Origin of the sequence: Lachnoclostridium sp. MSJ-17, from assembly GCF_018918205.1 — a bacterium.
GTDB lineage: Bacteria > Bacillota > Clostridia > Oscillospirales > Acutalibacteraceae > Ruminococcoides.
The window spans coordinates 1-14638 of the sequence record NZ_JAHLQB010000032.1 but is presented as its reverse complement, the minus strand read 5'-3'; the positions used below and the strand labels follow the sequence as shown (position 1 = coordinate 14638).

13 protein-coding genes and 1 pseudogene are annotated in these 14638 nt (G+C 54.4%); 11 read left to right on the top strand and 3 right to left on the bottom strand.

The window, feature by feature from the left end; genetic code table 11:
* Window positions 1-14: 14 nt before the first annotated feature.
* The 3 genes and pseudogenes from carB to KQI64_RS02680 all read left to right on the top strand — a co-directional run.
* Window positions 15-3161, top strand: a pseudogene (gene carB, locus KQI64_RS02685) (carbamoyl-phosphate synthase large subunit); the annotation flags it as partial.
* A 42-nt stretch (window positions 3162-3203) separates the two neighbouring features.
* Window positions 3204-4070 (top strand): diaminopimelate epimerase, encoded by an 867-nt coding sequence (gene dapF / locus KQI64_RS10675; RefSeq protein WP_334299530.1) that lies wholly within the window; start codon window positions 3204-3206, stop codon window positions 4068-4070.
* Between the two features lie 57 nt (window positions 4071-4127).
* Complete coding sequence (locus tag KQI64_RS02680; protein WP_216523222.1) at window positions 4128-5306, top strand: LL-diaminopimelate aminotransferase; 1179 nt, start codon at window positions 4128-4130, stop codon at window positions 5304-5306.
* A gap of 37 nt (window positions 5307-5343) precedes the next feature.
* On the opposite strand, the gene KQI64_RS02675 is transcribed toward KQI64_RS02680, so the two are convergent.
* From KQI64_RS02675 to KQI64_RS02665, 3 genes are read right to left on the bottom strand one after another with little or no spacing between them, the layout of a single operon-like run.
* The gene (locus KQI64_RS02675) at window positions 5344-5490 is read right to left on the bottom strand and encodes an XkdX family protein (protein WP_330622940.1); all 147 of its coding nucleotides are present in this window, start codon (window positions 5488-5490) and stop codon (window positions 5344-5346) included.
* On the bottom strand, window positions 5487-5714 hold the full coding sequence (locus tag KQI64_RS02670; RefSeq protein WP_216523221.1) for a hypothetical protein: 228 nt from the start codon (window positions 5712-5714) through the stop codon (window positions 5487-5489). Before KQI64_RS02670 ends, KQI64_RS02675 begins: the two co-directional genes overlap by 4 nt.
* Before the next feature lie 16 nt (window positions 5715-5730).
* Window positions 5731-8037, bottom strand: coding sequence for a BppU family phage baseplate upper protein (locus KQI64_RS02665; RefSeq protein ID WP_216523220.1), 2307 nt, complete (start codon window positions 8035-8037; stop codon window positions 5731-5733).
* A 200-nt stretch (window positions 8038-8237) separates the two neighbouring features.
* On the opposite strand from KQI64_RS02665, the gene KQI64_RS02660 reads away from it, so the two are divergent.
* From KQI64_RS02660 to KQI64_RS02625, 8 genes are all read left to right on the top strand, one after another.
* Window positions 8238-8417, top strand: a complete 180-nt coding sequence (locus KQI64_RS02660) for a DUF951 domain-containing protein (RefSeq protein ID WP_216523219.1) — start codon at window positions 8238-8240, stop codon at window positions 8415-8417.
* A gap of 2 nt (window positions 8418-8419) precedes the next feature.
* The gene (gene prfA, locus KQI64_RS02655; protein ID WP_216523218.1) at window positions 8420-9493 is read left to right on the top strand and encodes a peptide chain release factor 1; all 1074 of its coding nucleotides are present in this window, start codon (window positions 8420-8422) and stop codon (window positions 9491-9493) included.
* Window positions 9490-10521, top strand: coding sequence for an L-threonylcarbamoyladenylate synthase (locus KQI64_RS02650; protein WP_216523217.1), 1032 nt, complete (start codon window positions 9490-9492; stop codon window positions 10519-10521). Before prfA ends, KQI64_RS02650 begins: the two co-directional genes overlap by 4 nt.
* Window positions 10514-11113 (top strand): dephospho-CoA kinase, encoded by a 600-nt coding sequence (gene coaE / locus KQI64_RS02645; protein ID WP_216523216.1) that lies wholly within the window; start codon window positions 10514-10516, stop codon window positions 11111-11113. The genes KQI64_RS02650 and coaE overlap by 8 nt, the downstream gene beginning before the upstream one ends.
* Complete coding sequence (locus tag KQI64_RS02640; protein ID WP_216523215.1) at window positions 11113-11748, top strand: lytic transglycosylase domain-containing protein; 636 nt, start codon at window positions 11113-11115, stop codon at window positions 11746-11748. Before coaE ends, KQI64_RS02640 begins: the two co-directional genes overlap by 1 nt.
* A 38-nt stretch (window positions 11749-11786) precedes the next feature.
* Window positions 11787-13193, top strand: coding sequence for an aminopeptidase (locus tag KQI64_RS02635; protein ID WP_216523214.1), 1407 nt, complete (start codon window positions 11787-11789; stop codon window positions 13191-13193).
* A 17-nt stretch (window positions 13194-13210) separates the two neighbouring features.
* Window positions 13211-14371, top strand: a complete 1161-nt coding sequence (locus tag KQI64_RS02630; RefSeq protein WP_216523213.1) for a hypothetical protein — start codon at window positions 13211-13213, stop codon at window positions 14369-14371.
* Window positions 14372-14420: 49 nt separating this feature from the next.
* A partial coding sequence (locus KQI64_RS02625; protein WP_216523212.1) for a TetR/AcrR family transcriptional regulator occupies window positions 14421-14638 on the top strand: 218 nt, incomplete at its 3' end.

Genomic DNA, 14638 nt, shown 5'->3' with positions numbered 1-14638 from the left:
TAAGGATTGATAGTATGCCACTGAAAAAGGATATTAAAAGAGTAATGGTTATCGGCTCGGGTCCCATCGTTATCGGACAGGCAGCCGAGTTTGACTACGCCGGCACACAGGCGTGCCGCGCCCTCAAGGAGGAGGGTCTTGAGGTTATCCTCGTAAACTCCAACCCCGCTACGATCATGACCGACAACGCCATGGCGGATAAGATCTATATCGAGCCGCTCACCCTCGACGTGGTGAAGCGCATTATCGTCAAGGAGAAGCCCGACAGCCTGCTCTCGACCCTCGGCGGTCAGACGGGTCTGACTCTCTCAATGCAGCTCGCAAAGGAAGGCTTCCTCGAGAAGCACGGCGTTCAGCTCCTCGGCGCAAAGCCCGAGACTATCGACAAGGCTGAGGACAGACAGCTCTTCAAGGACACGATGATGTCCATCAACCAGCCCGTCATTCCGTCGCTCGTCGTAAACGACGTCGAGTCCGCCGTCAGGTTCACAAACGAGATCGGCTATCCCGTAATCATCCGTCCCGCCTTCACCCTCGGCGGCACAGGCGGCGGCATAGTAAATAACGAGGAGGAGCTTCGCGAGATCACTTCAAACGGTCTGGAGCTTTCTCCTATCACACAGGTCCTCGTCGAGAAGTGCATCTCCGGCTGGAAGGAGATCGAGTTCGAGGTAATGCGCGACTCCAAGGGCAACGTAATCACGATCTGCTCAATGGAGAACTTCGACCCCGTCGGCGTTCACACCGGCGACTCTATCGTAATCGCTCCCGCCGTTACTCTTTCGGACAAGGAGTACCAGATGCTGCGTTCCGCGGCTCTCGACATCATCTCAGCGCTCAAGGTTGAAGGCGGCTGCAACTGTCAGTTCGCTCTCGACCCCGAGAGCATGGAGTACGCCGTTATCGAGGTAAATCCGCGTGTATCGCGTTCCTCGGCTCTCGCCTCAAAGGCTACCGGCTACCCGATCGCCAAGGTAGCTTCCAAAATCGCGATCGGCTACACCCTCAGCGAGATCAAAAACGCCGTTACGGGCACAACCTACGCGTGCTTCGAGCCGGCTATCGACTACGTTGTCGTTAAGTTCCCGAAATGGCCTTTCGATAAATTCGTATACGCCAAGCGCGACCTCGGCACCCAGATGAAGGCGACAGGCGAGGTTATGGCTATCGCTCCCACCTTTGAGCAGGCTATCATGAAGGCTGTCAGAGGCGCGGAGATCTCCCACAACACCCTCGACGACAAGGAGTACGCAAAGCTCAGCGACGCTAATGTCATGCACCAGCTCAGCGTCTGCGACGACAGAAGAATATTCTGCGTCTACGAAGCGCTCAAGCGCGGTATCTCCGTCGACAAGATCCACGAGATTACCATGATCGACGAGTGGTTCCTCGAGAAGCTCAGAAACATCATCGCCGTTTCGGACGAGCTGAAAAAAGGCGTTCTCACAGAGGAGCTTTACTCAAGAGCCAAGCACACCGGCTTCCTCGACAAGACGATCGAGGAAATGAGCGGTCAGACTATCGAAAATCCGCTCACTCCCGTATATAAAATGGTTGACACCTGCGCGGCTGAGTTCGCCGCCGAGACTCCCTACTTCTATTCCACCTTCGACAAGGAAAACGAGGCTGAGGAGTTCATCGCCGAGCGCAAGAGCGACAAAAAGACCGTCATCGTATTCGGTTCAGGTCCTATCCGCATCGGTCAGGGCATCGAGTTCGACTACGCCTCCGTACACTGCGTATGGGCGCTCAAGAAGGCGGGCTTCGACGTTGTAATCGTCAACAACAACCCCGAGACTGTTTCAACCGACTTCGACACCGCCGACAGACTTTACTTTGAGCCGCTGACAACAGAGGACGTCATGGGCATCATCAAGACCGAAAACCCCTACGGCGTTGTTGTCGCCTTCGGCGGACAGACCGCTATCAAGCTGACGAAGTTCCTCAGCGAGAACAACGTAAATATCCTCGGCACCTCCTACGACGCTATCGATATGGCTGAGGACAGAGAGCGCTTCGACGAGCTTCTCGAGAAGTACCACATCAAGCGTCCGCGCGGCGTGACCGTTATGACTACAGAGGAAGCGCTTGAGGTCGCCGACACTATCGGCTATCCCGTTCTTCTCCGTCCGTCCTACGTTCTCGGCGGTCAGAACATGATCATCGCCTTCAACGAGGCTGACGTTAAGGAATACATGGCGATCATCCTCGCACAGAACATTGAAAACCCGATTCTTATCGATAAATATCTCCAGGGCACCGAGATCGAGGTCGACGCTATCTGCGACGGCGAGGATATCCTCATTCCCGGTATCATGGAGCACGTTGAACGCGCAGGCGTTCACTCAGGCGACTCTATCGCTGTTTATCCCGCGTGGAACATCTCCGACGAGATGACCGAGATCATCGTTGAAAGCTCGCGCAACCTCGCGATCGAGCTGAGAACAAAGGGTCTTGTAAATATCCAGTACCTTATCTACAACAACGAGCTGTATGTAATTGAAGTTAATCCGCGTTCCTCGAGAACGATCCCCTACATCAGCAAGGTAACGGGCGTTCCGATGGTCGACCTCGCGACAAGAGCGATGCTCGGCGAGAAGCTCGCGGACATGGGCTACGGCACAGGTCTTTACCGCAAGAGCCCGTATATCGCGGTCAAGGTTCCCGTATTCAGCTTTGAGAAGCTCATCAACGTCGACAACCACCTCGGTCCCGAGATGAAGTCCACAGGCGAAGTCCTCGGTATCGCGGGCACCCTTGAGGAGGCTCTCTACAAGGGACTTATCGCCGCGGGCTACAAGATGAAGAAGAACGGCGGCGTGTTCATCACCGTCCGCGACTCCGACAAGGCTGAGATCGGCGAGATCGCCAAGAAATACTACGACCTCGGCTTCAAGATCTACGCCACCGAGGGCACCTCGAAGGTGCTCAACAAGTACGGCATCGACGCTGTCGGCGTTAAGAAGATCCACGAGTCCGACCGCAACAACACCCTCTCGCTTATCGAGTCGGGCAAGGTCCAGTACGTTATTTCCACCTCCGCGAAGGGCAGAATTCCCTCGCGTGACTCCGTAAAGATCCGCAGAAAGACCGTTGAGAGGAACATTCCCTGCCTTACCTCTCTCGACACCGCCAACGCTCTCGCGGATTGCCTCAAGAGCCGCTATTCACAGCACAGCACAGAGCTTGTCGACATCAACAACATGAGAGATTCCAAGACCAAGCTCCGCTTCACAAAGATGCAGGGCATCGGCAACGACTATATCTACTTCTCAACCTTCGGTCAGTGGATCAACAACCCCGAGGCTCTCGCTGTAAGACTCAGCGACCGTCACTTCGGTATCGGCGGCGACGGCGTTATCCTCGTCGCTCCCTCAAAGGTAGCTGACGCCCAGATGAAGATGTACAACCGCGACGGCACCGAGGGCAAGATGTGCGGCAACGGTATCCGCTGCGTCGGCAAGTTCCTCTACGACCACGGCATGGTAAACATCAAGGAGAAGGACGAGATCACGATCGAGACCCTCAGCGGCATCAAGTCGCTCAAGGCATACACCACCGACGGCGAGGTCAAGACACTCCGCGTCGATATGGGCAAGGCTATCCTCGACCCGAAGCTCATTCCCGTTGACCTCAGCGGCGACAAGGTAGTCGACCGCAGAGTGACTATCGGTATGCAGGACTACCGCATCACCTGCGTTTCCATGGGCAACCCGCACTGCGTCGTATTCGTCGACAGCGATATCGACAACATCAACCTTGAGGAGATCGGACCGCTGTTCGAGAACGACCCGATCTTCCCCGAGAGAGTAAATACCGAGTTTGTCACCGTTCTCAATGACAAGACAATCAAGATGCGCGTATGGGAGCGCGGCTCCGGCGAGACATGGGCATGCGGTACAGGCGCCTGCGCCGTAGCTGTAGCGGCATGTGAGAACGGCTTCTGCAAGAAGGGCGACGACATCAAGATCAAGCTCAAGGGCGGCGATCTTATCATCAACTACACCGACGAGACCGTATACATGACCGGCAACGCCGAGAAGGTTTACGAGGGTGAGGTCGAGGTTTAAGACCTTGTCGTTTATCAGATATTAGGAAAAAATCTGATATAAAGGAATGAAACCACTTTGAAAATCAATAAAAATTTTGACAACCTTGTGCCGAACTATCTTTTCGCCGACGTAGCGAGAAAAACCGCGGAATATGCGGCGGCAAATCCCGATAAGAAGATCATCCGTCTCGGTATCGGCGACGTGACCCTGCCTTTGGCTCCCGTCGTCGTCGAGGCGATGAAAAAGGGCGCCGAGGAGCTCGGCCACAAGGAGACCTTCAAGGGCTATCCGGAGTACGAGGGCTATGACTTCATCAGAGAGGCGATCTCGGGCTATTATAAGAGCTTCGGCGTGAATGTTTCAGCCGACGAGATTTTCGTGTCCGACGGAGCAAAGTCCGACTGCGGCAACATCGGCGACATCTTCTCTCAGGACAACACAGTCCTTGTCACCGACCCCGTATATCCCGTTTACGTCGATTCCAACATCATGGCGGGCAGAAAGATCATCTACGCCGCCTGCAACGAGGAAAACGGCTTTACGGCTATGCCCGACGAGGACGTTAAGGCAGATATAATCTACCTCTGTTCTCCGAACAACCCCACAGGCGCGGCGTTTACATACGACCAGCTCAAGGCGTGGGTGGATTACGCGAACAAAAACGACGCGGTCATTCTCTACGACGCGGCGTATGAGGCGTTCATCACCGATGATCTGCCGCGTTCGATCTACGCGGTCGAGGGCGCGAGAACCTGCGCCATAGAGCTCTGCTCGCTCTCAAAGACCGCGGGCTTTACCGGCACCCGCTGCGGATATACAATTATCCCGAAGGAGCTTGAGCGCGACGGTCACAATCTCTACGCCACATGGTACCGCCGTCAGGCTACGAAGTTCAACGGCGTTTCGTATCCCGTACAGTGCGCCGCGGCGGCTGTATTCAGCGAGGAAGGACAGCGTCAGATCCGCGATAATATCGCCTACTATCAGGAGAACGCGCGCATTATTGCTTCCGCTCTCGACGAGCTGGGCATTTACTACACCGGCGGCAAGAATTCACCGTACATTTGGCTCAAATGCCCGAACGGAATGGGCAGCTGGGAGTTCTTTGATCTGCTCTTAAAGAAAGCCAACGTCGTAGGCACACCGGGCGAGGGCTTTGGTGAAAACGGCGCGGGCTACTTCCGTCTGACCTCGTTCGGCGACAGAGAAAACACTGTTGAAGCTGTTGAAAGAATCAAAAAATTATTGTCATAAGGAATCAGCTCCGAGGATATCCCCGGAGCTGTTTTTTTTATGCTGCTGTATTGTATTCTTCGCCTGTGATTGTTTTGTATTCCTGAGCTGTTATCCAGCCCTTGACTACGGCGTTTCGCACTCTCTCGATGCTCCACAAGCCGCTGTCAAAATACATTTTTACCTTTTTGAAATGCTTACTCACTCAAGCTCCACCTCCGTCATCATGGCGAGGTACTCAAGGTCAGCCTGAGCCTTCTGGTTCGCCTCGTCCATGAGTTTGATATACTCGTCCTTGCCGTACTGAACCATGCGATATTTCCAACCGTCAGAAGTCTGAGTGATTTCCGTGTTTACCCAGACCGAATGCTCGTCGACAATCTTTTCGTCAGGCTTGACTGTGCTTCTTACAATACCGTAATCTGTCATATGCGTCTCCTTTCCTTTATACCGCCGCGGTCGGAACATACAGCAGGCGGCCGCCGATCGAATTGGCTTTTGAGCCGCTCGGACCGAGACAATTCAAAAGAAAACCGCCCGCTGCATTGCCGCTGTTCCAATAGCCGCCGTGCCGGATTATATAGTAACCATTCATATCTTCTGTACCGTAATAGCGGTCGCCGACAGGAAGCGAGCTGTTGCCTGTTGTTTCCGAAGGCATAAACAGCCAGTCGAAATCCTCATTTCCGTAAGCGAACGCGGATATCCAGCCGCTTGCGTTTGCAATGGTGAAGCCTGCGGGATGATAATTTCCGCTGTGCGCTTCTTCGTCAAAGCTGAAGTTATCGGCTATGTAAGCCTGACCTCCGCCCATTTCGCCGTTGCCCCAGAGGTTGATTCCGTTTACATGCTTCCAGATGTTGCCCCATGGGTTTTCAAGTCCCCGGTAAGAAACAGATAATTTGCCGTTGGTGGTGTTAACTGTTTCGTTTCCCGCTGATTCATAGGTTGTTTCTGCTGCCATGCCTGTTGCGTTACCGAGGGAAGTGGTCGAGCCGGTGAGAGAAGAGCAGTTGTAGGCGCCGTTATTCGGAGTGTCGGTAACGCCGCTGCCCATAGCCGCCTGCGTATTGAACTGACCCATTTCAATTATCATGAGCAGCTGATTTGCAGATACAGACTTGATAGTATCAAGGTGCCAGTTCGACGATTTGCGCTGCGCGAGCGCTTCCATGTTAGCCTTAGTCATCGCCTTGCGCTGTCCCGAGATCGGTTTTACTCCGGGCATGGATTTGAGCACGTCATGTGCCCAGTCTATATTCGTGTTTGTATCTGTTCCGTCGCTGAAATAATGATAATTTCCGGTTTCGGCATGCAGATACGACGCTTCATACGCCGAGAGCAGAACATAATCGACCTCATTGCCGTTTGCGTCGATGAACAGAGGGTGAACCTTGAACCCCGCGTGCGGAGTCGAGGTGATGTAGTAATTCGCCTTGCGGATATGATATCCCGTACCGCCTGACTGCTTCTCGAGCTTGAGCGGAACTACCTTGTAGTAGAATTTAGGCTGATATACCATAACGTCGAGGTCATAGTCTGTTTCAGTGACGCTTGCCGGAGCAATGCTGTCATCGATAACGCCGTCCGAGTCGACGACAACGCGCCTGCGCCCTCCGTACATCGGGAACACGTCGAAGTCGCTGCCTGCGTTTTTGCCGACAGCCGCGCCCAGACGGGTGAATACCTTGTTCTCAAAATCAGCCTGCAGACCGAGGATATCGCCCGAGGTGTAGCCGAGGTAGGTCTTGAGGTCGGCGACAGCATCGTTCGTTTCCGCGATATCCTCGTTAACAATGTCGACGATCTCTCCGCCGAATTCATAGACCGCCTTCGCCGTGGGGTACTGAGCGTCGGTGGAATCTCCGTCAATGCCGTATGCTGAGGTCAGCTTGTTTGACAGTGCCTCGTATTTTTCGGCGAGGTAGTCGACGACCGCCTTGATTGTGGGGAAAAGCGTGGAGCTCGTCTTGTTTGACGAGGTGATCGCGTTGCTTTTGTTGGCGGCTTTTTCTGCCGCAGGCTGCCAATCGGTATAAGTATCAGCACCGTTTCTCAACCGTATTTTTGTAGTTCCGTTTCGTCCGAAGAAAAACTGGAACCCGGAATTATGTGCGGAAGTAATAACAATACCGTTTTCTCCGTCAACAACGGCGTTCAGATATATGATCTTTGGATTATTGACATTGAACGGAACAGCTGTGGTCGTGTTGTCAAAGGTGTAGGCGGTCGACAAGGGGGCCTTTGTATTCAGCGCGGCGTTTACGATTCTGTTCTGAACAGGGTGCGCGCTTGTGCTGCTGAGCTCGTCGTCGACGATTATCCCGCCGTGCTCGTCGATCAGCTGCACCTCGCGGATAAGCCTGTTGAGGATAGAATACGCGGGGTCTGAGGTCACGTCGGTGTCGAGAGCGTCGTCGACGTAAATCAGAAATCTCTGTGTATTGTATGTTCTTTGGCTGTCGGAAATCACAAATCTCGCGGCGGCAAAGCCCTTTACCGCGAAGGTTATGTCGTCGGTAACCGCGGTCGCGGTGCCGTCCTGTTCAATATTGCAGTCGACGGCGACTCTGCTTCCGTCGGAATTAACGCCCTTCAAAACAACAGAGCAGCCGCTGACGGAGTAGGGCTCGCCGTTCGCCTTTACGGTGAGGTGGATTTTCTTGCCCTTGTCAAACTGCGTCAGCATGATAGTCCGGCAGCTGCGTTCACAGTTGAGATCAAGGGTGATTTCCGAGATATAATCGTTCATTTTATTCCTCCTGAAAATTTATTTGAGGATGGGGCTTCCTCACTCACAGGACTAAAACGGAAAAAATTGCATAAAAATATGCAATTTAAAAAATATTTCCAAAAAAATTCTTTGACGCAGCGCCGCCGCATTTCTCGGTTGCGCAACAGAATAAAATATGCTATAATAATATATTAAGATAAAAACAGGAGGTGTTTTTCTTGAACGTACAGGTCGGAGACCGCGTCGAAATGAAAAAACCGCATCCCTGCGGCTCAAAGACGTTTGAAATACTGCGCGTAGGAATGGATTTCAAGCTCCGCTGTCTTAACTGCGGACGCGAGGTCATGGCTCCGCGCAAAAAAATCGAGAAAAACATCAGAAAAATCATCGGAGAATGAATATGTTCGAAAAAATAGAGATTTTTGACAAGAGATACTCTGAGCTCAACAGCAGGCTCTACGAGCCGTCCGTAGCGGCTGACCCCGAGGCGTATCAGAAGATAATGAAGGAGATAAAGTCGATCGAGGAGATAGTGCTGACCTACCGCGAGTACAAGGCGGCTGTGCAGACCGAGCGCGAGAGCCTTGAGATCCTCGAGAGCGGCGACAGCGAGCTGCGCGAGCTTGCACAGCTCGAGCTTGACGAGGCGAAGGAAAAAACGGAGGAGCTCTCCGAAAAGCTCAAGATACTGCTTCTTCCCAAGGACCCGAACGACGACCGCAACGTCATTGTCGAGATACGCGGCGGAGCGGGCGGCGAGGAAAGCGCTCTGTTTTCCGCGGTGCTTTTCAGAATGTACACGATGTACGCCGAAAAGCGCGGCTACCGCGTCGAGGTCGTCAATGTCAACGAGACCGAGCTCGGCGGCTACAAGGAAATTTCGTTCATGATCGAGGGCGACGGAGCGTATTCGCGCTTCAAGTACGAGAGCGGAGTTCACCGCGTACAGAGAGTACCCGAGACCGAGAGTCAGGGACGCGTTCACACCTCGACCACCACGGTAGCGGTGCTTCCCGAGGCGGAGGACGTTGAGCTTGAGATCGACCCCAAGGATTTAAAGATAGACACCTTCCGTTCGAGCGGCGCGGGCGGTCAGCATATCAACAAGACAAGCTCCGCGATACGCGTAACGCATATCCCGACGGGCACGGTGGTTGAGTGTCAGGACGAGCGCAGTCAGTACAAGAACAAGGACAAGGCGCTCAAGGTGCTCAAGTCGCGGCTTTTGAAAGAGAAGCAGGACAAGCAGGCGAGTGAGATCGCCGCCGACAGAAAATCTCAGGTCGGCACCGGCGACCGCAGCGAGCGTATCCGCACCTACAACTATCCTCAGGGCAGACTGACCGACCACAGGATAGGACTGACTTTGTACAAGCTCGAGGATATTCTCAACGGCAACCTCGACGAGGTCATTGACGCTCTCGTCACCGCCGACAGAGCGGAAAAGCTAAAGGAAAGCATGGAACAGCAATGACGACACAGCTTTTGCACAACAACGAAAACGATATAAATACAGCCGGAAGGATACTGTCAGACGGAGGTTTGGCGGCGATCCCGACGGAGACGGTCTACGGTCTTGCCGCCGACGCCCTGAACGGAGAGGCGGTCGCGAAAATCTTCGCGGCGAAGGGCAGACCGATGGACAATCCCCTGATAGTACATATCGCGGCGTTTGAGGACATCAGCCGATTCGCGTTAGTCCGCGAAATCCCCGAAGCGGCGTACACCCTCGCCAAAGCCTTCTGGCCGGGGCCGCTGACGATAATCATGAAGAAGGGCAGAGCTATTCCCGGCGAGGTCTCCGCGGGGCTCGATACCGTCGCGATACGATTTCCGTCGCACCCTGTGGCGCAGGCGGTCATAAAAGCGGCAAACACGCCTTTGGCGGCTCCCTCGGCGAATATTTCAGGCTCGCCGAGCCCCACAACAGCCGCTCACGTTATGAACGACATGAACGGCAAAATCGACGCTGTGCTCGACGGCGGCGAATGCTCCGTCGGACTCGAGAGCACGGTTATCACCGTCGCTACAGACATTCCGAGAGTGCTTCGTCCGGGCGGAATAACCGTCGAACAGCTCAGAGCGGTTCTCGGCGAGGTCGAGGTCGACGACGCGGTGCTTCATCAGCTCGCTCAGGGTCAGACCGCCGCTAGTCCTGGCATGAAGTACAAGCACTACGCTCCTAAAGCGAACGTGATACTTCTCAAATGCTCTGACGACGCGTATATTGACTATGTCAACAAGAACGCAGGCGCCGGAGTTGCCGCTCTCTGCTGCGACGAGGATATCCCGCTTCTTAAGGGCGTCAAGACGATTTCTCTCGGCAAGCGGCTCGACTACGAGACTCAGGCGCACCGCCTGTTCGACAGCCTGCGCCGCGTTGACGGCTACGGAGGAGTCATGACTGTCTTTTCGCGGCTGCCATCTACCGACGGCGTAGGTCTCGCCGTATACAACCGCCTTATCAGGGCGGCGGGATTTGAGGTGATCGACCTTGAATAGAGTCAGGCTTATCGGAATGACGGGTCAGAGCGGAGCAGGCAAAAGCACGGCGGCGGAGATATTCACAAAGAACGGCATGACAGTCATCGACGCTGACGCGCTCGTGGCAAAAATCTACGAAACCTCGCCCGCGTGCCTGAAAGCTGTCGCCGCGAGCTTCGGTCAGGATATCATCAGACCCGACGGCGTTCTTGACCGTAAGCTTCTCGCAAAGCGCGCCTTTGAAACCAAGGAAAATACCGCGCTTCTCGGCGAAATCGTTCATCCGTTCGTGATCGCTCAGACGCTAAGAATACTTAAGACCCTCAGCGGCACGGCTGTGTTTGACGCGCCGCAGCTCTTTGAGAGCAACATGGACGCGGTCTGCGATATTATCATAAGCGTGACCGCGAACGAGGAAGTGCGGCTGCAAAGGATCCTCGGGCGCGACAATGTAACAAAGGAACAGGCGCTGGAGCGTATCCGCGCCCAGTACAGCGAAGAATTTTTCCGCTGTCATTCGGACTATGTGATCGAAAACAACGGAGATATAGACGAATTCAGGTCGCGCATGTACGCGCTGACAGAAAAAATAAATGCCGGGGTGATGTGATGGCGCAATATTCGCAAAACAGAAGATACGCGCCGCGCCGCGGCAAAAAGCAAAAAAAGGGCAGGATGCCCGCTGCCGTATGGATCGCGGTATTTTTTATCCTTGCCGCCGCGGCTGTGCTCTTTGTCGTGAACTGCCAGGGCAGAACCGCCGATAATCTGCGCAAGGTCGCCTATCCGCAGAAGTACAGCGAGTACGTCAACAAGGCTGCCGCAGACTACAGCCTGCCGCCGGCGCTGATCTACGCGGTTATCCGCACCGAAAGCGGCTTTAACCCCGACGCTCAGTCCTCCGTCGGCGCAAGAGGGCTTATGCAGCTGATGCCGTCCTCGTTTGAGTGGCTCCTGCAAAAGCGCGGCGAGACTGATAAATACACCTCGGACGACCTCTTTGACCCCGCCGTCAACATAGACTACGGAGCGTACCTGCTGCGGTATTTTTACGACTATTACGGCACCGAGCAGTGCGCTGTCGCGGCGTATAACGCGGGATTTGTCGTGTCGGACTGGCTTGCGGACTCCTCGTACAGCACAGACGGCGTGACCCTGAGCACGATACCGTACCCCGAGACCTCGCAGTACGTCGACAAGGTCGAAAGCGCGAAGTCGGTGTATATTGAGCTTTATTATTCTTAAAATAAAAATAATTACTTTTCAGCGAAAGGAAGATATATATGTCAGAAGAAAAAACAAAGACCGAAGAGCTCCGCGAGCGCGTTATGCTCACCGAGAACAAGGGAGTAAAGTCGCTCTCAGCGGAGGAGATCGCAAAAGCGGACGAGTTCTGCGAGGGCTACAAGAGCTTTCTGAACCTCGCGCCCGTTGAGCGCGAGGCAGTCGCCGAGGCGCTGGCTCAGGCAAAGGAAAGGGGCTTTGAGGAATACGACCCCGAGGCTGAGTACAAGGCGGGCGACAAGGTTTATCTTGTCAACAGAGGAAAAGCCATTGCCCTTGCGGTGATAGGCAAAAACGGAGTAAAAAACGGCGCGCGTCTCGCGATCGCCCACATCGACTCCCCGAGGATCGACCTCAAGCCGAATCCGCTTTATGAGGCGAACGGTCTCGGACTTTTCAAGACCCACTACTACGGCGGTCTGAAAAAGTACCAGTGGACTGCTATTCCGCTGACTCTCCACGGAGTTGTCGCAAAGACCGACGGCACCGTAGTAAATATCAAATGGGGCGACGGTGAAAACGAGAGCTGCTTCTGCGTTACAGACCTGCTTCCGCACCTTGCTCAGGAGCAGGTGACAAAGCCCATGGCGAAGGCGTTCACGGGTGAGGATCTGAACGTTCTCGTCGGCTCGCGTCCGTACGCCGAAGCCGAGGACGAGAAGGAGCTTGTCAAGCTCAACATCATGTCTATCCTCAATGAAAAGTACGGCATCACCGAGAACGACTTCCTCTCAGCGGAGCTCTGTCTTGTTCCTACCTTCAAGGCGAAGGACATCGGCTTTGACCGCAGCATGATCGGCGCTTACGGCCACGACGACAAGGTCTGCGCATATCCGGCGCTCGTCGCGGCGTTTGACGCGGGAATTCCCGAGGACACCTGCGTCACCTACCTCGCCGACAAGGAGGAGATCGGCAGCGACGGCAATACCGGTATGCAGAGCGATTTCCTGCGCTATTTTATCTATGACCTCGCCGCTCAGGACGGCGTTGAGGGCTACCGCGCGCTGTCAAAGAGCGTTTGTCTGTCAGCCGACGTAAACGCCGCCTTCGACCCGACCTACGCCTCCGCGTTCGAGGCGAAGAACAGCTGCTATATCAACAGCGGCGTAGTTATATCCAAATACACCGGTCACGGCGGAAAGTACGACACCTCCGACGCTTCCGCCGAGTACATGGGCAAAATCCGCGCCATGCTCGAGAAGAACGGTATCCTCTGGCAAATCGGCGAGCTCGGCAGGGTTGATCTCGGCGGCGGCGGTACTATCGCGAAGTACGTCGCCAACATGAACGTCGACGTCATCGACCTCGGCGTACCCGTACTCTCAATGCACGCGCCCTTTGAGATCGTATCAAAAACCGACGTGTATATGGCTTACCGCGCGTTCCTTGAGTTCTTTAAGGCGTAAGATAAAGAGGTGTGATCATGGAAAACATTACCGTTTACTGCACTCAGTGCGGAAATCCGATATCCTGCGAGCAGGGCAGAGAATTCGTTTTCTGTACGAGATGCGGCTACAAAATCATACTCACTCCGCCGAGTGAAGCTCCCGCTGAGGTCAGCGAGCCGCAGGCAGACTCCGCTGCCGGAGAAGCCGTAACCGGTGAGCCTGTTGCGGCGGAGGAACAGCCCGAAGCCGCACAGTATCAGCCCGCACCGCCTGTTCAGAATATGCAGCCGGCGCCTGTTGCTCCCGTACCCGTTGCTCCTGCTCCGGCTTATCAGCCTGTTTATCAGCCTGTTGAACCGAAGGCAGATCTGTCCCTTGCGATCTCGTGCTACAACCGCGGCGACTACGATACCGCCGACAAGTGTCTTTCGCTGCTTTTCGATACGGAGTCCGAAAATTCGGGTGTGTGGTTCTGCGCATGCAAGGTGCTTGCCGCCAAAAGACCCGAAACCCCCGAGCAGGATCTTGTAAAATACGTGAACTTCGCGTCCGAGTGTCTGCGCCTGAGCTCAGACAGCCCCGAAGCCCGCGGTCATCTCACGATCGAGTTCAACCACATGCTCAAGAACGCGGTCGACGCCATGGTCAACAGCAGAATGTTCTTTGAGCCCTACGACGGCAACATCATGTCCGAGAGCGTGCCGTCAATGCGCTATCAGCCGCTGGGTAAGGCGGATATGTTATATCAGAGCGTTTACGGCTGCGTCTGCGAGTTCAGAAGCAGCGTCAACCCCAACTACCGCGACGACTATTTCCGCACTGTATGGAACGACGCGTTTTACTGCATTTCGCACATCATCAGCAAGCAGCTCGCCGACGACATGAACGCCTCCAAAATGTTCTACTGGTACAAGTCCGAGCTCAATTCGCGCACACCGGGCAACAACGCCTACCGCGCGCTGTGCGACTTCATTTACGGCTACAAGAACACCTTCGTCACCATGTTCAACCGCGTGCCGTTCAAGGACGCGCGAACCACTATCGTCAACCGCATCATCTATCTCGACAAGTGGCTGCTCAAGCTCAAGTACATGGATATGCGCGGAGTTTATGTGCTGCATATTCCCGACCCGCGTCAGAGAGCCGCGATCGAACAGGAAATGCGCGACTACAAGATCCTGCTCTCACGCTCATAGTATCAGAGCGGATCAACGGCAAAAATATTACTTATGAACGAGGTGCAGCATGACTTCGCTGACTAAGGACGCAATCAAAAAATCATTTATGAAGCTGCTCAACAGCAAACCGATAGACAAAATCACCGTCAAGGAGATCGTCGAGGACTGCGGGATAAACCGCAATTCCTTCTATTACCATTTTGACGATATTCCCTCGCTGATGGAGGAGATCTTCAGCGAGCAGGCGGACGAGTTTGTCAGCCGCAGCTTTTCTCCCGATAACCT

Bases quoted from the DNA above. Each gene is read 5' to 3' on its own strand.
- KQI64_RS02670 (WP_216523221.1), bottom strand. From the start codon at position 5,714: ATGACAGATTACGGTATTGTAAGAAGCACAGTCAAGCCTGACGAAAAG.
- prfA (WP_216523218.1), top strand. From the start codon at position 8,420: ATGTTCGAAAAAATAGAGATTTTTGACAAGAGATACTCTGAGCTCAAC.
- KQI64_RS02635 (WP_216523214.1), top strand. From the start codon at position 11,787: ATGTCAGAAGAAAAAACAAAGACCGAAGAGCTCCGCGAGCGCGTTATG.
- KQI64_RS02630 (WP_216523213.1), top strand. From the start codon at position 13,211: ATGGAAAACATTACCGTTTACTGCACTCAGTGCGGAAATCCGATATCC.
- dapF (WP_334299530.1), top strand. From the start codon at position 3,204: ATGAGAGATTCCAAGACCAAGCTCCGCTTCACAAAGATGCAGGGCATC.
- KQI64_RS02665 (WP_216523220.1), bottom strand. From the start codon at position 8,037: ATGAACGATTATATCTCGGAAATCACCCTTGATCTCAACTGTGAACGC.
- KQI64_RS02650 (WP_216523217.1), top strand. From the start codon at position 9,490: ATGACGACACAGCTTTTGCACAACAACGAAAACGATATAAATACAGCC.
- KQI64_RS02640 (WP_216523215.1), top strand. From the start codon at position 11,113: ATGGCGCAATATTCGCAAAACAGAAGATACGCGCCGCGCCGCGGCAAA.